This is a genomic window from Paenibacillus sp. cl6col (assembly GCF_900102125.1).
Lineage (GTDB): Bacteria > Bacillota > Bacilli > Paenibacillales > Paenibacillaceae > Paenibacillus_B > Paenibacillus_B suaedae.
Map to the genome: position 1 here is coordinate 465,434 of NZ_FNAZ01000005.1, position 18,720 is coordinate 484,153.

The 18,720-nt window shown below is 42.2% G+C and carries 21 protein-coding genes and 1 pseudogene; 18 read left to right on the forward strand and 4 right to left on the reverse strand.

Annotation, left to right across the window (positions count from 1 at the left end):
- Positions 1–194: 194 nt before the first annotated feature.
- On the reverse strand, positions 195–1,421 hold the full coding sequence (locus tag BLS15_RS16300; RefSeq protein ID WP_090512585.1) for a helix-turn-helix domain-containing protein: 1,227 nt from the start codon (positions 1,419–1,421) through the stop codon (positions 195–197).
- Between the two features lie 767 nt (positions 1,422–2,188).
- Here BLS15_RS16300 and BLS15_RS29840 point away from each other — a divergent pair.
- Complete coding sequence (locus BLS15_RS29840; RefSeq protein WP_090512733.1) at positions 2,189–2,458, forward strand: nucleotidyltransferase domain-containing protein; 270 nt, start codon at positions 2,189–2,191, stop codon at positions 2,456–2,458.
- A 122-nt stretch (positions 2,459–2,580) separates the two neighbouring features.
- On the opposite strand, the gene BLS15_RS16315 is transcribed toward BLS15_RS29840, so the two are convergent.
- Entirely contained in the window at positions 2,581–4,416 is a 1,836-nt protein-coding gene (locus BLS15_RS16315) for an Ig-like domain-containing protein (protein ID WP_090512593.1), read from the reverse strand.
- A gap of 424 nt (positions 4,417–4,840) precedes the next feature.
- Here BLS15_RS16315 and BLS15_RS16320 point away from each other — a divergent pair, with 424 nt between their 5' ends.
- From BLS15_RS16320 to BLS15_RS16360, 10 genes are all read left to right on the forward strand, one after another.
- Entirely contained in the window at positions 4,841–5,461 is a 621-nt protein-coding gene (locus BLS15_RS16320) for a PspA/IM30 family protein (protein ID WP_090512737.1), read from the forward strand.
- Positions 5,462–5,521: 60 nt separating this feature from the next.
- Entirely contained in the window at positions 5,522–6,556 is a 1,035-nt protein-coding gene (locus BLS15_RS16325; RefSeq protein ID WP_090512741.1) for a TFIIB-type zinc ribbon-containing protein, read from the forward strand.
- On the forward strand, positions 6,556–8,031 hold the full coding sequence (locus BLS15_RS16330) for a TPM domain-containing protein (protein ID WP_175460789.1): 1,476 nt from the start codon (positions 6,556–6,558) through the stop codon (positions 8,029–8,031). Before BLS15_RS16325 ends, BLS15_RS16330 begins: the two co-directional genes overlap by 1 nt.
- Positions 8,032–8,052: 21 nt before the next feature.
- Positions 8,053–9,054 carry an SPFH domain-containing protein gene (locus BLS15_RS16335; RefSeq protein WP_090512603.1) on the forward strand — a complete coding sequence of 334 codons (1,002 nt, stop codon included), beginning with the start codon at positions 8,053–8,055 and terminating at the stop codon, positions 9,052–9,054.
- 106 nt (positions 9,055–9,160) lie between these two features.
- Positions 9,161–9,550: a VOC family protein gene (locus tag BLS15_RS16340; protein ID WP_090512608.1), complete on the forward strand. Its 390-nt coding sequence runs from the start codon at positions 9,161–9,163 to the stop codon at positions 9,548–9,550.
- Positions 9,551–9,579: 29 nt separating this feature from the next.
- Complete coding sequence (locus BLS15_RS16345) at positions 9,580–10,131, forward strand: nucleotidyltransferase family protein (RefSeq protein WP_090512612.1); 552 nt, start codon at positions 9,580–9,582, stop codon at positions 10,129–10,131.
- Positions 10,132–10,486: 355 nt separating this feature from the next.
- Positions 10,487–10,807, forward strand: a complete 321-nt coding sequence (locus BLS15_RS29055; protein WP_036590425.1) for a hypothetical protein — start codon at positions 10,487–10,489, stop codon at positions 10,805–10,807.
- Positions 10,746–11,012 carry a DUF6886 family protein gene (locus BLS15_RS30015; protein WP_368087127.1) on the forward strand — a complete coding sequence of 89 codons (267 nt, stop codon included), beginning with the start codon at positions 10,746–10,748 and terminating at the stop codon, positions 11,010–11,012. Before BLS15_RS29055 ends, BLS15_RS30015 begins: the two co-directional genes overlap by 62 nt.
- Positions 11,013–11,053: 41 nt before the next feature.
- Entirely contained in the window at positions 11,054–11,638 is a 585-nt protein-coding gene (locus BLS15_RS16355; RefSeq protein ID WP_021252723.1) for a hypothetical protein, read from the forward strand.
- Positions 11,639–11,650: 12 nt separating this feature from the next.
- Positions 11,651–11,803, forward strand: a complete 153-nt coding sequence (locus tag BLS15_RS16360; RefSeq protein WP_235074818.1) for a hypothetical protein — start codon at positions 11,651–11,653, stop codon at positions 11,801–11,803.
- 254 nt (positions 11,804–12,057) lie between these two features.
- Here BLS15_RS16360 and BLS15_RS16365 read toward each other — a convergent pair whose 3' ends face one another.
- Positions 12,058–13,080, reverse strand: a complete 1,023-nt coding sequence (locus tag BLS15_RS16365; RefSeq protein WP_090512616.1) for an MBL fold metallo-hydrolase — start codon at positions 13,078–13,080, stop codon at positions 12,058–12,060.
- A 381-nt stretch (positions 13,081–13,461) separates the two neighbouring features.
- Between BLS15_RS16365 and BLS15_RS16370 the strand changes: the two genes are divergently transcribed.
- Together BLS15_RS16370 and BLS15_RS16375 are read left to right on the forward strand one after the other, a co-directional pair.
- Entirely contained in the window at positions 13,462–14,013 is a 552-nt protein-coding gene (locus tag BLS15_RS16370; protein WP_235074824.1) for a fumarylacetoacetate hydrolase family protein, read from the forward strand.
- Positions 14,014–14,105: 92 nt separating this feature from the next.
- Positions 14,106–14,687: a TetR/AcrR family transcriptional regulator gene (locus BLS15_RS16375; RefSeq protein ID WP_021252725.1), complete on the forward strand. Its 582-nt coding sequence runs from the start codon at positions 14,106–14,108 to the stop codon at positions 14,685–14,687.
- Between the two features lie 170 nt (positions 14,688–14,857).
- On the opposite strand, the gene BLS15_RS16380 is transcribed toward BLS15_RS16375, so the two are convergent.
- Positions 14,858–15,424, reverse strand: coding sequence for a GNAT family N-acetyltransferase (locus tag BLS15_RS16380; RefSeq protein WP_090512619.1), 567 nt, complete (start codon positions 15,422–15,424; stop codon positions 14,858–14,860).
- Positions 15,425–15,647: 223 nt separating this feature from the next.
- Here BLS15_RS16380 and BLS15_RS29845 point away from each other — a divergent pair, with 223 nt between their 5' ends.
- The 5 genes and pseudogenes from BLS15_RS29845 (at position 15,648) to BLS15_RS16395 (ending at position 18,204) form a co-directional block, all read left to right on the forward strand.
- Positions 15,648–15,770, forward strand: coding sequence for a hypothetical protein (locus BLS15_RS29845; RefSeq protein WP_302848149.1), 123 nt, complete (start codon positions 15,648–15,650; stop codon positions 15,768–15,770).
- Complete coding sequence (locus BLS15_RS29540) at positions 15,737–16,465, forward strand: tetratricopeptide repeat protein (RefSeq protein ID WP_254777357.1); 729 nt, start codon at positions 15,737–15,739, stop codon at positions 16,463–16,465. The genes BLS15_RS29845 and BLS15_RS29540 overlap by 34 nt, the downstream gene beginning before the upstream one ends.
- Positions 16,428–16,600 (forward strand): annotated as a pseudogene (locus tag BLS15_RS29545) (IS3 family transposase); the annotation flags it as partial. The gene BLS15_RS29540 and the pseudogene BLS15_RS29545, both read left to right, overlap by 38 nt.
- Before the next feature lie 4 nt (positions 16,601–16,604).
- On the forward strand, positions 16,605–17,537 hold the full coding sequence (locus tag BLS15_RS16390; protein WP_028532694.1) for a DUF1266 domain-containing protein: 933 nt from the start codon (positions 16,605–16,607) through the stop codon (positions 17,535–17,537).
- 409 nt (positions 17,538–17,946) lie between these two features.
- Positions 17,947–18,204 carry a hypothetical protein gene (locus BLS15_RS16395; protein ID WP_021252730.1) on the forward strand — a complete coding sequence of 86 codons (258 nt, stop codon included), beginning with the start codon at positions 17,947–17,949 and terminating at the stop codon, positions 18,202–18,204.
- Positions 18,205–18,720 lie beyond the last annotated feature (516 nt).

Consider the following 18,720-nt stretch of genomic DNA (forward strand, 5'->3'; position numbering starts at 1 on the left):
ATACATGGGCGGACTCAGCATCACGATAAATTGTATGCGCATCACTTATGTAATGATACATCATCTATTTCTAAGGTGATTTAAAGAGTAACCTCACATGGCGAATATATAATACGTTTCAGTTATTCCAGAAAATAGATGAAAAAGAAACGGAAGATAAAAGAAAAAGTACCTTTAAGGTGTTTCTAGCGCGATTATAATATATCACCATGAGTGAATGCCGTTTTGATTATCCGACAAAGCTTTTCTTTAACTCTAGTGTTCACTTTTGAGTAGTAAGAAGCTCCTTCCACCATATGATTAATACATGCTTCATAATTGCCGACAGCTAAATAATATTCCCCTTTGATTTGAAGGTAATCAGCATACCTAGAAAAGATTAAAGGGTTACTCGTGTTTAAATTAGTTGGGTTGAATGTGATACCTTCTAATACATTTTTAGCACCTTCGAGGTTATTTTGCTGTAGATATAATTGTAGTAATTGTTTAGAAGCAGGAATTACGTGAATATCATCGCAAGTCTCAAGAAAAGATTTAAGCAGCATAATTGCTTTATCAGTATCGCCCTTCTTGGCGACAAAAAGTGCATCCATTAGGACGACATTCCCTTTTATGTGCGGATAGTTAAGGTAGTCAAATTGCTTATACTGCATAGAATACATTTCAGCCTCTTTGTATTCCTCTACACTGCAATGCGCGTCTACAAGTATCCCAAGTGCATAGATTTTATGCTGATTTTCGCTGGTATCCTCCGCCAGTACTCGCCTACAATGTTCAATGCTTTCATAGTAGAGTCTCAGGTTGTAAGCATGAACACCTAATTTGTAGTACAGCTCGATCCGTTCTTGATGGGGTAAGAAATCAGCATAATGAAGAATATACTTCCCACTATAGTAGGTTTCCTTCAATTTGTTGAAATCGTTTCGTTCAATAAGATACCGTTGGTACAAGCCTTTGGCTATATAGGGCATTATTCCATGTGAACGTGAGTGCTCAATGATGAGATTATACAATAATAACTTAATGGGGGTATCTTCAATGGAGTCGATGTTCTGATAAAGCTTTTCGGTTAAATCGTAGCTGTCTTCATTACAGGATTCCAGGTACTTGGTGGCGACCTTTTGAATCAGCTCATTGTTTCTTTTGTTTTGGATCGTCGTGTGCAGAATATGCAGCAATGAATCTGATCTTCTCTCGATTTCCACGTAATAATCAATCAGTGTTTCTAAGGGGATATTCAATGCCTTTGTCAACGGATATACGGTCGAGAATTGCGGTCGTTTTACTTCGCCGTTTTCAATTCGTGATATTGTCCCCTTTGGAATGCCGGATAGCTCTGATAATTGTGTTAATGTTATGTTTGATGCACGTCTGGTGTCTTGGATAAGTTCCCCGATTGTTTTGATGACCGCAACTTCCAATATCAATCCTCCTCCTTTTGAATTTATCACCTATATTTTACTATGTTATGAAGGTCGTGTAAATTGTGGGAGGGCATTAGAAGCAAAGATAAGAAACGGAGGGAGTAAAATTCTCACTCTTTTGTTTTGGTGGTGAGTAGGCTTGAGCTTCATTTCTCCGATTGATATGAAAAAATATCATGCGAGAAGTGTTAATCGAGGAACTTCATCCAGAAATAAAATTATGGACGTTGGATACGATACAAAAAAGTCTAAGAAATCATTATTTTTACGAACAAAATGGGTACAAGTTGGTTGCTGAAGATAAATATAAAAGACTTATTAATGGATCAAAGCAGCCTATAAATCTTACTATTCAAAATGTAATGTAAAGGGTATTACAATTAACGGTTAGTCACTGATTTGCTAAAATCGTACAATAAATAGATTTAGGCGGTTCAATTAAGGCTGTGACATCATCCTATAATAGCTGGGATAGGAGACAAACATCAAACTTGTTCCTGTTACCGTTGAAGAGAAGGAATCATTCGTTAATCTATATCAATTTTATTTATATGACTTCAGTCTATATACAGATCAAGACGTAAGTAAAGATGGAAGATTCGAAGAGAACATCGATTACTTTTGGGAAGGCGACAAGCTGTCGAATCCCTATTTCATCGAGTTATCTAGAACAATCGTTGGGTTTTTGGTCGTGTTTTTTGAGGATTTAGATACCGATCCGGAACCGACACATGTCATCTATGATTTTAAGAATTATAGAAGAAATGGAATTGGTAAATGTGCTGCGAAGAAATAGAGATAACCAATCAGACAGGGGAGTCATACAGAATGAATCAACAAGTTGTATTAGACGGTATCATGGGCTCTTGAAATGTGAATTATCACAATCGCTAGTGGGAATCTACTTGCACGGTTCTATGGCGATGGGATGCTTTACCCCTCAACAAAGTGATATTGATATATTAACCATTGTAAAGGATGAGCTACCCAATGATATGTACAAGATTATTGCTCGGGAAATAATTCGTCTATAAAAGGATGAACGCTAGAGCACGGGATTCGATATGGAGTAAGGTAGAAAAGTATTTTTTAGTTCTGAACTCCGTGCTCTAGCAAAGCCTTTACTTATAACGAAGATTATATGATTTACGGCTGATTACAAATCTAGCTCTGGCTGTTCCACTTCTTGCGGAACGGATGCCCGAAGCACCTGAACGTTGGACGTCGCTTGGAGTCCCCTATAGGAAGCATGGATTTTTGTGAATCCCGCCTTACGGCCACTCAGGTTCCCTTCATCATCGCACTCGAGAATGTCCGGATTGGCGCTTCGGAAAGTTGCTTCCTTGGTCACGTCTATTTCTTTATGTACGGAATAGTCGTAAAGTATGACCCTTACATCAATCATGGAGCCGGCACTTAACGAGTAGTCGTTCGAATCCAGCCGGAGGTCTCCGCGGGCCGGTTCAGGCTCAACCCAATCCTCCGGCAGCACGGTTACTTTCAAGCTGGCATTGAGCCCTCCGTAAGTGGCCCCAATATATGTGACTCCAGGCTCATGACCTGTGACTCTACCTGATGCGTCGACGTCGGCAAAACGGGGATCATCCGAACTATATACGGCTACGCCTGATATATCGCTGACCATTCCATTACCGTACACGGCTTGCAGTACAGTTGGCATGCTGGTGCCTGATTTTACTTGCATCTCTTTCTCCATGAAAGAAATGCTTGCCAATGTCTGTTCTGTAGGAGGCATGTTCTCGAAAGGTGTCAGCTTCATGAGCTGAAGCTTCCATACCTCTCCTCGTTTCACGGTTCCGGTAAAAATAAACCCGCCGTCCCGAGCTATCGCTGCCTTGCCAACGTCGCTCAGCGTTGGGCCTGGGAGTACTTCGCGGCTTGTCAACACGCCGTTCACATCAAACGTGACTATCGCATATTCCCATTTCCTGTCCGAGCTCTCGCTTAACGTGCCTGTACCGAGCAGGGCATACCCTTCTTTCGTCCGCACCAAGCTTCTGAACGATTCCGGGCTAGGGGCTGTATATGTTTTTTCCCACTCCGGCTGACCGTGTACGTCCGTCTTGGTGAGAATGGTGACTTCACCCTGCTTCGTTTTTTTACGATTGCCTACCAGATAACCTCCGTCATCGGAAGAGATGATAGAAAAGGCACGCCGTTTCGTATTTGGTTCTTGGAACGACCGTGACCATACGATGTCGCCCTGCTCATTAAGCTTCATCATAAGCATGGCGTCCTCATCGCCAGGCTCATAATCTGGATAGCCTATGCCGCCAATTACAATATAACCTCCGTCACTGGCGGGTATCATATCGGCAAAGAATTCGCTGCCGATAAAGCGATAGTCTCTATACCATAACTTTTCTCCGTTGCTATCCACCTTCAGGATGTAGCCCTTTTCATAGGCGCTGGCAGAGAACATCCCTCTCCCGGCCATCATAAAGTTGCCATCATCCGTTTCAACAATAGCTACCGGAGTGTGGTGGAATTGTCCATCATCAACAGCCTTGTGCCACAGTACTTGTCCAGACGCATCCAGCCGAATGAGATATAGCTTGTCCATCGGTTTGCCGTCGTAGGACTTGTAGGTGCCGGCTACAAAATATCCTCCGTCCCTAGTCTCTATTGCCCGGTACGCGGCATTCCCGGACGAATAATGATCTAGCTTTTGCTCCCATATCGGCTGTCCTTCTACATCCGTTTTAATGATATAAGCCTTAACGACATATTGCCAACTATCTTGCCCAATCATTTCCTTTTCCGTAATGCTCCCTACCGTCAAATAACCGCCATCGGAGGTAGGGATGACCGCTTCCCCTCTGGAACTGCTTCCATAATCCCTAAACCATTCAACGGCAGCCCGCGGTTGCGATGGCTCGGCAGCTGCTGGACTCATCATGCCCTGTAACCCGAGTGTTAGCATGATTCCGGCAACGCACGCGGCTATCAAGCGTGTACATGTGTTGAACAAATGACGCACCTCTCTCCATGAATTTTTGCTTGATGTTTGATGATTGCTGTCGAAGCAAGCGGTGTGAATAGCCTCTATTATGATTATTCATTGGATCATCATTCCTGTGTATCCCACGAATTGCATAATTCTGTATGACGCTCGAACGGTTTTTAATCCTGCAGGATAGGGACGGCCTACCCATATGATCCGGCGAAAATTGTTATATTTATGGAAAATTCCTTAACCCTTTCCTATACGCATCAAATAAGTAAGCGCAATTGGAATGATGATAGCAGTATATTAGGGTGTAGTACCTAACACATGTCGTAAGAAATCGATCCGTAGTTCAAAATGTCGAATTCCCCCATCCTTTTTACCTATATTTGCTGTATGATTAACGTATAGATTGGAGATGAAAATTCTTCTAATGGAGGGAAGCATTATCGAAATCTTATCGAGAGTCAAGGAACTCATGTCCATCAACATCAATAGTCTATTTCAGAAGTCGGAAGACCCTGAGACAATCATTGATGATTACATGCGGAAGTTGAACAGTGATCTCGGCAAAGTGAAGGCTGAGACGGCTTCCGTTGTTGCAGCAGAGCAGCGAGCCAAACGAGCATTGGACGAATGCACAGCAGAAATCGCAAAACTGCAGCGATATGCGGAGAAATCAGCGGCAGATGGGAATGAAGCTGGGGCACGTGCTTTATTAGAGAAAAAGGCAGTTCATTCGGAAAAGTTGCAGCAGCTGCAAACCGCTTATGATATGGCAGCTTCAAATGCTTCTCAAATGAAGCAGCTGCAGGACAAGCTGGTCTCTGATATCGGCGAGCTGGAGGCGCGGCGTGCAGCACTTAAGGGGAAGCTTGCAGCGGCCCAGGCACAGGAACGAGTAAATGCAAGCAGCTCTATACATGGAGATCAGGCTTCGGCATTCGATGCGATGGAAGACAAGGTGAACCGCGCTTACGACGAAGCGATGGCGCTTGCTGAACTTCGAGGTGGGAAGAAAGACGATTTGGACGAGCTGATCGAGCAGTTGAAGAAGGAAAAGAATTGAATCTCGATTCATAGGCACTACATATAAATAGATACTTTCTATGCTCTAGGGGTGAATAGGTTGCCGGTTATTGAATATAAATGCCCGAACTGCGGTAGCGGGATGGAGTATGACACGTATTCGGAGATGTTAACCTGTCATAGCTGTGGGAGACAAGACAATATTCAGGACATGCAGGATCCGATGACGAAATACGTGTTTACAGAGGAAGATGCTGCAGAGGAATATCACTGCCATAGCTGTGGCGCTGTCATTATCACAGAAGCTGAGACGAGCGCAACGAGCTGCAGCTTCTGTGGATCTGCCGTTGTATTAGGAGATCGATTGACTGGGAACTTGGCGCCGGTGAAGATTATTCCTTTTGCCATTAGCAAGGAAGAAGCAGTGATGGAGTTCAAAAGATGGTGTGGAAAGGGACTCATTACTCCGAAAGGGTTCATGTCGGCGAATCGAATTAAGGGTATAACGGGGATGTATGTCCCATTCTGGCTCTATGATTTGCAGAATGAAATTGAGGTTCATGGCAGCGCCACGAAGGTCAGCAAATACCGCTCAGGCGATTACGATTATACGGAAACAGCACACTATGATTTCTATCGCGAGATTTGCCTGGACTATATAAAAGTTCCTGTGGATGCTTCGGCAAAAATGACAGATGAACTTATGGATAAGCTCGAACCATTTCCCTATGAAAAGCTTGAGACTTTTAAGACACCCTACTTAGCAGGTTATGTTGCTGAAACGTATAGTTATAACGAGGAAGAGCTGCTGCCGCGGGTAAAGGAAAAAATAAAAGAGTATATTTTTGAATTCATAGATTCAACCGTAACGGAGTATACGTCAGCGAAGTATGACAATGTTCATATTCACACGGAGACGCAGCGAGCTGACTATGTTCTGCTTCCGGTCTGGGTATTGCATTATGACTATAATAAACTGGAATATACGTTTGCGATGAATGGACAGACGGGCAAGGTGGTCGGCAAGCCCCCGATCAGCAAGTCGAAGGTGTTCGCATGGTTTGCGGGATTATCGGCGATATTCTTCCTCGTATTTCAGCTTGTGTCCTATTTGTATATAGGAGGGAAATTCTGATGAGAAGGCATCGTGTTATCGCTGTCGTCCTGCTGTTCGCAGCATTGCTGCTAGCCATCCCCATGGAGATGATCACGGGAAGTGTCAGTGCGGCTGCCAAGAATAAGAAGCAGTTAATTGATGATTCCGTGGGTGTACTCAGTAAGAAGGAAGTAAAAGAATTGAACGAGTTGGCCAATCGGTATGGATCGGAAATAGGGATCAATATCATCGGGATTGTAACAGATAAAGATCAAGGGACTTGGGAAGTGCTGCAGGATTTATACGCGAAGAATAACTCCAATGAAGATTTTTCTGTCAGTAATGCAGCTGTGCTGATTCTGAATACGAATCACGAGAAAATCTACATAAATGTATTTCAAAAGGCGGCAGATCATTTGGACGATGAACGGCTAAGCAGCATAACCGATATTGTCGCTGATGAATACGGGGAAGGCCGTTATAAGGCTGCTTTTCAAAGGTATATTGAGTCCGTCTATCAGTATGTAACAGCGGGATCGCAAGCAGTTGACTCGGGTAAGAACAGTACCGTTAGCAGTATGATCAGCAGCACGAACGATGGGACTACGTTTACGAGCACGACAACTACGACAAGCAGTAGTACATCAGGCACAACCAGCAGCACTTTTACGAGCACCACCACCAGCACTACGAATGGGACTAGCTTCACCAGTTCAAGCAGCGGTGAGAGTTCAAATGGTGCAATGAATAGCCCCAATCCAAGCATGTTCAAAAAATGGAGCGACGCGAGCAATAAAAAAGGAAATCAGCTGATCTTTGATGAGGCCAAGCTGCTGACTGGGCGAGAATACGAAGAGCTGCAAGAACTGGCAAAGCAGTACAGTGAAGAGCGAAAAACGGACATGATTATTTATACGACCAATGATCCACTTGCTTATGACGTAAAGAGAATGACTCAAGACTTCTATGATGAATATGGCCCTGGTTATAAAATGCGCCATGGCAACGCTATCATTTTAATGGTAGACATGACACATAGAGAGATATATCTTGCTGGATTCTATAAGGCGAAGGTATATTTCGACGATGATAGATTGGATCAAATCAGAGATAAGATTGCCCCGTATTTAGCGGATAAGGAATACAAGGATGGATTTTTAACCTATCTGAAGACGGTTCATAAATACATGGGCTACCGCCCAGGAGTGAATCCTGACAATCTCTTATTGAATATATGGGTTCAACTAGGTGCGGCTTTAGTCATTGGAGGCGGAATCGTTACGCTGCTCGTATATCGTTCCGGCGGACGGGTTACCGTAGATGCTCAGACGTATGAAGATCCGAGCTCAGCAGGTTTGGTTGATTATTCGGATCAATATATCCGTACCTGTACAACAAGAACGAGAAGATATAGCAGCAGCTCCAGCTCCAGTTCAAGCGGTGGTGGAGGCAGTGGAGGCGGAGGAACGACTTCGGGTGGTCATTCGCATAGCGGCAGCAGAGGATCATTTTAGGGGAGAGACGGGGGTTAGCATATGTTTTTTAAAAATCAATTTGCAAATGTTGTGGAATGGGAAGAGTTCCGCGATGATATGATTTTTTGGAAATGGAGCAATCGAGAGATCAAAAAAGGAAGCAAGCTGATTATCCGCGCGGGTCAAGATGCGATCTTCATCAATAATGGCAAAATCGAAGGGATCTTTCAGGATGATGGCGAGTACAGCATTGATTCCGATATCATTCCATTCCTTTCTACACTGAAAGGCTTTAAGTTCGGCTTCAACAGCGGAATGCGGGTAGAGGTGCTTTTCGTCAATACGAAGGAGTTCATGGTCAGATGGGGAACGCGAAATCCAATCCTGATTCCTCACCCGAAACTCCCAGGCGGCATGCCAATTCGTGCGAACGGCACGTTCAACTTCAAGGTGGATGATTATGTTACCTTGATCGATAAGATTGCCGGAGTCAAAGAGAGCTATCTCGTCGAAGATGTGAAGCTGCGAATCACTTCGATTCTGGATCAGTTGTTAATGAAGTGGATTGCAAGAGAAGGCAAGGACTTATTCAATTTGCAGGCGAATGCATTTGATATTTCCAGAGGGATAAAGGAAGATCTGGACATGGAAGTAATAAACAATGGACTTACTATAACAGGCTTCCAAGTCATGAGCTTCAATTACCCAGAAGAAATCCAAGACATGATTACGAAGACGGCATCCTATGAGATGATTGGCGATATGCAGAAGTATCAGCAAGTTGCGATGACGGACGGGATCGCTTCCGGTGATGTACGCGGCGGGGGAATGGCCTCAGATATGGCAGGCATGATGATGGGAATGAACATGGCGAACGAGATGATGAAAAATATGAATCAAGTCCAGAAGGCAACAGGCGAATCGGCAGCATCATCCGATGCTAGTGCTTCCATTACTTCTGCTTCTACGGAAGGCAATCAGAAGCCGAACTTCTGTCCGAACTGTGGAGCGAAGAATGAAGGCTCTAATTTCTGTCCGAATTGCGGCCACAAGCTGGGGTAACGTCAACCATAATAGATTGTAGAAGTGATAGATAGGTTGTTTCGAAATAGTGACATGTCATTGAAACGATAGATAATATACAAAAGTCAAAAGGGAGATGAATGGAATGACATCAACATCCGTGTCATTTGCCTGCTGTCTTCAAATGTTTCCGACACCAGATTTACATCGTACAGCCGAGTACTATGAGAATCTAGGATACCGTTCGGTCTATTATTTAGAATCTGCTGAACCGCATGTATGCTTGTACCGAGATGCAATGGAAATTGTGTTGACGAAGGGTAATCCAGAGAACTTCAAACCGAATCGATTGCTCCATGGATATGGGTACGACGGATACTTTATTACGACAGACCAGCAGGGGATGCTGGAGGAACTGACAACGAGAGGCGTCAAGATTGTACGTCCACTCACGACAACTGATTATAACAATCGAGAATTCGTATTCGAGGATGTAGACGGAAGATGGATCGCGGTCGGAATGAAGCAATCATAGTTTCCAATGGAAATGAGGGTTAGTATAGAATGCTAGAGCTAGAGCAACAGTTGAAACAACACTTGCGTGAGCATGAAGCGTTCATGCGTGATTTGCGTATCGTTCAGGAGTTACAGCTGCCGCAATGCTATATTGCGGCGGGATACATTCGCAACTATGTATGGGACAAGCTTCATGGGTTCGATAATCGCAGCAGACATAGTGATATTGATGTTGTGTATTTTGATCACGATGATGTAACCGAGGAACGGGATCTTCGCTTGGAGCAAGGGCTGATCCAGCAGACGGGCAATGAGAAATGGTCGGTCAAAAACCAAGCGAGGATGCACACTCATAATGGTGTGGAACCTTATTTATCTACATGGGATGCACTGTATCACTGGCCAGAAACCGCGACGGCTGTCGGTGCTCGCCTGGACGATCACGATCAATTGGATATTTGTGCACCGTATGGACTGGAAGATTTATTTCAGCTCGTCGTGAGAAGATGTCCGCAGTTTCCGAATCACAGCTATTATGTGGAACGGGTTAGCAAGAAGAATTGGAAGGAACAGTGGCCGCTTATTACGATCATAGAATAAATGATTGAATATGGAATTTGTGGTGAACACGACTTCGAAATCGACGAACAGCAATACGGATTTTTCGAATAGTATCCGTCTTCTTAGCTTAATTACTATCCGATGAAAAATAGTAGACTGAAAAATAAAGTATTATACCGTGTTAATTGTAGTATCGTATATAGAGGATAGTTAGTTCATTATATGAGCTACTTTCCACTATTTTTTGTTCAATAGAAATCTTAACAATAATATATTGAGGAGAAAGGCTTTCGTTAAGGGGTTGTTGTGAGCGTACAAGCAGTAATTCTTAATGATAATAAAAAGAGATTTAACGAAAATATCAGTAGTATCAAATAGAGATGGGAGCTTAAAGATGGCGAATAGAATTGTTGGAGACTTGGAAAATAAACTAATCATCTACGGGTACAGGAAGCCTCTACGTTCGCATACTTATTTACCTTTTCTTCCTGAGGCAATAGTTGATGAATTTATAGATGCTACAGTGGTACGAGAGCACGCCAGTAAAGAACAAGAGATTTATCAAATTTACTACTGGATTGAAGGGGATGGAGAATTCATTTTTCGAATAATTGTCTCGTATCTCGAGGATTCAATCACCATCCTTGCAGATGATGCTAATATCGCGGTGCGTGCTTATAAGGCTCTTTGCGAAAGTTTGGCACGATGCAATTGACGAAGAGCATGAGTTTACATACTATTTTCCCAGGGATTGCCCGCGTATTGTATTGAGAAGAGACGAAATGACAACGGATCAACAAATGCAAATTTTCTTTAATAACACGACTGCCAATATTATAGTTACAGTAGAAAGTGATTGGTATACACGGATATCAAAGCAGACCATGTTTAGATATAGCTTTGACGGGCAGGATTGTTAGAATTTTTATATTTTATAAAAGCAATGTAAAGGAGTGTTTTTTTGATTTCCAATAACATATATAAAAAAATCGTATCAAATGCTGAAATTCAAAATATCCTTTTGGAATACTTTGATTTTGAAATGATTAAAGCAAGTAGAAATACGAAAGATTATTTCTTCATAATTGATTATCAAGCAACAGTTTTAGCCCAAGATGCATCTGGAGGGATTTTTGCTTTAATCGAAGATATTAAAGATTCACCAATTATATATGTTAGTTCCGAGGGACAAGCAGGTAAAGTCGGTGAAAGGTTTGAGGACTTTATCATTGTAATGGTCACTTGTCCATTCTGGAGAGATTTATTGAAATTCTCTGGAAATGGACAAGTGTCAGAAATGAGAAGGGCTCTACCATTCTTAAAAGATGAAATATTAGAGGACTTTCCAAATATTGAGGAATATAAAAATATGATTATTTCTGAATTATCCCTTTGGACAATTTCAGACCCAGTGCAATCGCTATATAATTCGATTGTTTCAGAACCTCAAATTCCTGTTTTTTCTATCGAAGGTGGCAAATTTGATTCATTATTTAACTCATATGTAGTGACAGATAATCCTCACTGGAGAAACAAAGTTCAATAAGGGGGAGTATTAATGAAGAAGCGTGCTTATGATGGATTTTCTTTAATTAAAGAAACAGAAACTGACGGTTTTATTTATGGTGAGATAACAGACCATCTTCATTATGACGATGATGTAGGTTGCTTGACAGGAGATGGATTTGTTCAAGCACCAGTGCAGATATAGTTCATAATTTCCGAAATGTGTTACCACTATTAAAAGAGGCATATCGCGAAGCAACTGGTAAGAGAAATTAAACGGTAATGTTATCTGAGTTTCTTAAAGTTAGCTCTTGATAAACTAGGAAAATAAAGTTATAGACTGGCACCGCTCCTTAAGCGCCGATTTTATATCCGTGGAACAATCCCGAAAAACGGCCGCTGTTCGCATCGTCTGCGACAGGGCCGATTTTTTGTTTTTCGCAGGCTAGCTTCAAATTGCTATTCTTGCCAAACACTCATAGGATCCCATGGCTTGATCTGATTGCCATATTTTCCGGCCAAAAAAGCTTTCATGTCTTCCAGTTTAGCAGGTACCTCGTTCCAAATTGGAAGGGGTGGTAACCCTCGTTTGCTTTTCAATAAGATGTCCACTGTAACATACAAGCGTTCTGGCTGAATCCAATGAAGGAAGCGGGAAATATCAATTTGCTTGGTTAGGGACAAGGCATCAATTTCATCATTGTAATGCTTGTTGAACTCGCTGATCAGGTTCAGGAGGTAGTCTCTCTGCTCCTTCACGAAGTCCAGGCCGCAGATGGCGCCATGTCCTGGAACAACGATTTCGGGTTTCATTTCATCAATAATGCGATCAAGCACTTTAACCCAATTGAGGGTTCCCTCTTCGCTGTATGCTGTACAACCGTTAAACACGACATCGCCGGCGAACAGCACTTTTTCTTTTGGCATCCACAGCAGCAAGTCACTGTCAGAGTGGGCCGGAGCTACGTTGTAAATCATAACTTCCGTATCGCCGAGACGGATGTTGATATCGTCCTTTATCTCAATATTCGGGAGCACCCATTCTACGCCTTCCAGGTCGAATCCTTCAAATTCCGCTGCAAAAAAACGCTCGCCCGAAGTCGATTCCGGAGAATCCTTTCCTCTTCTGATGACGCTGTCCATCCAGGCGATATTTTCGATGAGACGCTCTCTAGACGCTTCCTTGTGCATAATAATGCAAGCATCTTCAAACACTTTGTTTCCCCAGGCATGGTCGCTGTTATAGTGCGAGTTCACCACATATGCGGGAGATCTGCCGTTGCTTACTTCCATAAAAGCCTCCCGCATTTCCCGCGCATGGAACAAATCAAAGAACGTGTCATACACCAGCCCTTCACCCTTGTTGATGAACCCGGCATTGGCCCAACTGATGCCGCGATACGGCGAAATACCGGCAAAGACTCCATCTGCGACTTCAAAAAATTTAACGCGAGGTTTTTGGATAATACGTCCATACTTCATGAGAATTCTCCTTTGCGTATATGTTTTTGAGGTAAGGCATACTGACTATGTCTTTATAATAGAGAATGGAAAACAGAAATGCAAGCAAGTACTTGCATGCATTCATTCTGTGCTATATGATAGTTGCAGAACAACATCACACTACATGATGGAGGCGCTGCAACATGAAGCTAGTAACCTATCAAACGAAGACATCCCAGGAACCTTTGTTTGGGCTTGTAATTAACGCCAAGACATCTAAGAAATGCTGGTGTAAATCTGCTGCGAAGAGAATATACAGGGCCAGAAAGAGAAGAGCTTAAAAGGAAAATTGATGAAAAATTCCAGCGAAATCCGAATAAAGTAGCTTTCAGTTATTACAAGTGCAACCATAATGCATTAATTGGCGATGGGGATACGATTCATTGGCCTTCGTACTCTTCCTACTTGGATATCGAACCGGAGCTGGCCTTTGTTACAGGGAAGGGGAACTGCATTGCAGGTTATGTTATTTTTAACGACAGTACTGTCCGCGATGTGCAGTGGCCGGATTTCCAGGCGCTGACCGGACCGACGCGCAGCAAAGATTTTGATCGCAGCAAAGGAATAGGACCATTTCTGGTTACGCCGGATGAAATCGACAACCCGCTGGCACTGGATGTGGATGTACGCATCGGGGAGAGATTACACTGGAAAGGAAGTACATCCGAGTATTCTGCACACCCTGCAAAAGTGATGGAGGAGGTTCTGAAAGTATTCACACCGCTCCCAGGCACGATAATAGGAATGGGGACGATACCGGATTGCTGCGCAATCGAGACCGAACGATGGCTGTTGCCCTTTGACCGAATCCTGATTACATTTGATAAATTAGGAACGCTCACGCAATTGGTGCCTGATCATGTCAAGATTACGGAACCAAGCCGCTGGGAACAAAGAAGCGATTTGCTGTAAATAAACGTTTATGAAAATGATGAACCCCGATCCTGCTGCATATGCAAAACTTGTAGTAGAATAGGTTTAACATCTGCAAAAGGAGAAATACAATGCAAACTTCGGACAGAATCATTGAAGCTGCGACACAGCTCATCAAAAAGAAGGGCTATCGGGGAGTAAGCACCAAAGCCATTGCAACGGAAGCTAAAGTCAATGAATCTACGATTTTTCGGCAATTTGGAAGCAAGCAAGGCATATTGGAAGCCATCATTGAGAGACATTCGGATATCCCGCAATTTGAGAAGCTGTTAAAGGAGGACGCGACCGATAATCCGGAAGTCGATCTGCTGAATGTAAGCCAGCAGTACCGTTTGTTTTTCCATAAAAATGCGGACATCATTTTGATTGGCATCCGTGACAAAGGAATGTTTCCCGAATTGGACAGAGTGCTGGCCGATCCGCCGGTGAAGCTGCACTCCTTGCTGGTTGAATATTTTGAACGCCTGCAGAAGAAAAAAGTTATAGCCAAACAGGATGAGCGTCTTACCGCCATGTCTTTTCTCTCGATGTGCTACGGATTTCAGATGAGCGAGCTGATTCACGGGCAATATCAGTCCCAACTCGTCACCGAGGAAGAGTTCTACAAGCACAGTGTCTCATTGTTTGTTAAAGGAATTTTGTCTCAGTCATAAGCTTTGTCGATTTATTTATTGATAAGTCTAAACTTATTATATCCACTCTTTCTATTGCAACCCATTATTGGGATTCGTTAGTTCTTACCATACTAAGACTCTGTGGATGTTATTGAATTAACGGGAAACGATAGCTCAATAAAATAGCGGCAGTCTAAGACTGCCGCCGTTTACAACTCGGTAATCGGGATGAAAGGTTCGGGCTTGTCAGTGTGATCGCCTATCATTTTCTCCATCCAGATCATGTCGTACCACTGATCAAATTTGTAAGCGCATTTGGTGAAATGAGCTACCTTCTTATAGCCTAGATGGCTGTGGAATTTCTCGCTGCCGTTGTCCAAAAATTCATTCGGCTCACATGGATAAGAGATACATGCGTTCACGTTAATAACATTCTGCCGCTTCAAGGCGTCCTCCAAAGCATAATACAGCTTCTTACCTAGTCCAGCCCCGCGACAATCCTGCCGTAGATATACGCTTGTCTCAACTGACCAGTCATACGCCGCACGGCCTTTAAAGACAGATGCATAGGCATATCCGCAGATTCTCTCGTTTTGAAGGATTACTTGATAGGGGTATCTTTGCAACGTCTGGCGAATTCGACTTGCAAATTCTTGGACGGTTGGTACGGTATACTCGAAGGTGATAGCCGTATCGGTGACATAGGGAGCGTAGATGTGTAACAGCTCCTGCGCATCAGCTTCTTCGGCCATGCGAGTGTAAATATCTTGGTTCATATACGCTCGCCTTTCTATTAATGTAGTCGTAGTCTATGTGTTGTTCATGATTTTAGCATAATTCTCAACGTCGTACATCATATTTGAAGCAACAACCGGAAGAGAGCCATTCCTTCGACCAAGCAATGACGGTAGTAGCGCTTTTTCTGGAGGGGTATTCGATATGATGATTTCCGCCGATTTTGAACAAGGAAAATGATGATTATAAAGGGGAAAACATTCGTTGAGTGCCAATCAAAGAGCTATTGAATTAAATCCTTCATCCCATTTTCCTTACAATATTTTGGGGGAAATTTATGTTGAGAAGGAAATGTGGCAACAGGCCGCAGATGCGCAGATGCCTTGAACCAATCTTTGATCATACACCCTTCAAATGAAGCTTATAACAATTTGGCTATTGCCAAATATCATCTTGGACAAATACAAGAAGCTTCAGACTTTTTTCTTCAATGTTCCCGAAATTCTGATTATGCAATTTACAGTCATGTTAAGTGCTTAATCGAGCTTGGGAGAAAAATAGAAGCGAAGAAGAAATTAGATGTATTTTCTGAAGATGATGATGATTTTGTCGGTGATGTAGAAGTTGCAGAGTTATATCTTGAATTAGGCTGTTTCAATGAGTCTATTTATTGGTTTGACAAAGGTTGGGGACAGTATTGGAAAACACCAGACTGGGTTAGTAGATTCGTATACGCTTTATGTAAAACCCAAAATGAAAATCGAGCTCGTGACATCTTGAATGAAGTAATTCAACAAAAAATTGAGGAAATAAAAGAAGCTCATGAAGATGATTGTGACGAGGATTGGACAGAAAGGGAGAAAGAAGAGCACATCAAGCAATTGCTTGATGAGAAAAAAGAATATGAGCATATGTTTGAGAAAATTTCATTAGGATTTATTCCCTCGATGGAATTTAACACTTCAATGAGCTCGGGCTGTTACTTGTTCGGATGTAAACGACACAATCACCCAGAGTACCAAGAATTCGTCGAATCTTCACCATCTGGAATTGGAGCTATACGATTATGTCAACTGGTTTAATAAACATCGAATTTACGGAACGCTGGGAATCTGACGCCTGTTCCGTATCACCAAGAAGCCTTTTCCTGTCTGAAATTTACTGTTGACAATCCAATATATATAATAAAGGAAAGCAGGTTGTTTAAAAGGAGATGACGAATTGGTAACCAGTGTAATCAGCAAAGAGATATTTAAATTAGAGCGTAAAAGACTTTTTAAGAAACCTATCATTTTTATCGCCTACAATGACGGTTTCTATTTTCAAAATCCAAATGGTGGCGAAAGAGTATACTTCGAGAATATAATTAATATTTTCATCGAAGAGCCTTACAGGTTTAGTGAAAAAAGCTTTGTCATATTATATAAAAGTGCCAATGGAGAAGAATGGAGATTAGATTTAACGAAGTCTTTATTAGGCAGGGGTGTAGAAAAGCTTGAAAAATTGTTTGAACAAGAATGGAGGCCACTATTAAGCAATAAAGAAACAAGTGAGACAATTAAATGGTTTAATGCAGCATATGCTATTTTTGCTGTAGCAACTTGGAGGGATTTGGGAGTGTTTGGCGGAGTGGTTCCTACCGAAGGGGCTAAAGAAGAGGAATTTTCTATTTTAGCAGCAGATTGGGGAATTGAATCCAGAGAAGAAGCAGATGAAGTTATGGAATTATTATTTTCCGTCTATACGAATGCACGGTACATAGAAGAATTAAAAAAATCCAAAGAAGAGGCAGACCCATTTAGATATGAATTGTGTCATGTTATCAAAGAAAAAATGGGCGATAAAGGGGTGTTGGCTTGGGATTTAGTTAGACTTATCCATGTAGCTTCCATGTGCTATATTGCAGGTATCTATACGAAAGAAGAAGCATTGGATCTATGTTTACAAGCTGCAGAAATACTGCAAAGAGTTTATTCGAGTTTTGATGAAATGGGGCAAAGCTACTTGCTTGGATATAGTTTTTGGTCTGAAGAGGACTTGAATGGAAGAACGAATAAGGCAAGAGAACGCAAAGATATTCATGAAATGTTATTAAAATTAGAAAACGGCCCTTATAGCTTAGACTTTCATCTTCCATTGAAAAAAGACTGGTAATTATGAAAGGATTCGATTAGATGCAAAACAAAAACTCGTGGCCCATTTCCATGCCGGATCAGTAATACAGATAACCTTCAGCGGATTAATTCATGTACCAAAAGTATCATTTCCATATTAATTGGGATAGCGATAGAGGAAGGATTTATACCTTCGGTTAATTCCAAGTTTGCAAACGGTAGTCGTGTTTACAAGCACGTTGGACAATACCATCAGACCTTTGGATTTTGTACGCGAATACATTGTTAAGTCGATGGTTAAATAAATGACTAAATCATAGGGAAATAATTATTCTGCGCAAAAACAGCCAGCGATTTCTTCGCTTTAAGTTGTAAAGCAGATAAATATTTGTCATTCAACTAACTGGTACTTTAGTATAACTATTGAGTATGTAAGGTGGACGGGGACAATGGATGATACATTTGTTTGGGGGATATTTGTAGCCGATAGTTCAAAGCCATTCCCTAATTTCTTTCCAGTTGGACTATTTACAACACGTGAATTAGCTATTATCCAAATTGAAGCCATGCCCAGAGATAATAATTATCAGCTACTTCGGATGCCGATAAATAAAGACTTTTCGTATTTCCATAAAAAGAGTGGAAAGTTAGTTGGAATGGATGCTATTCATCACGAACATTTTCATTATAAAGACGAGTCAAATTAATCATTAAGCTCCCTCAAAATGATTAAGTTTCCTCACTCAGACTCATGAATTCGCAGGATTTCACCCTATGGTAAATGTGAGGGAAGAAGACTTGTAGTAGCCGGTGACTTGGGGATCGTAGCAAGGGCATGCGAAAAGCGATTCTCTCTCCCATGTCTCAACGGGTCTAAGCCCTTTCATTCCTTCGTCACATCTAACCTAGGGGTGGAGGTCGGTCTTTCTAACGGAACGGGTCCGAGCCCTTTTGCTTAACTTCTCCCGATACTCCGTGCTTCTTGTTATCCTGCGAATGCATGAGCTAGTGAGGGAAGAATGTACTTAGGCTGCTTGCGGGAAAACTTTGGCTGAGTCATAGCCCTCGCAACTTTTTGCTAAGCCCACTAGCATTCGTGCAACTTTGCCGCATAATTTCATAATGGATTTCATTTTCTTTAACTTCTTTACCTCGACGTTGAAATGGTGCAAAGCTCTGATATCCGAATTTGTCATAACCATACACATTGTCATGAGATAGAG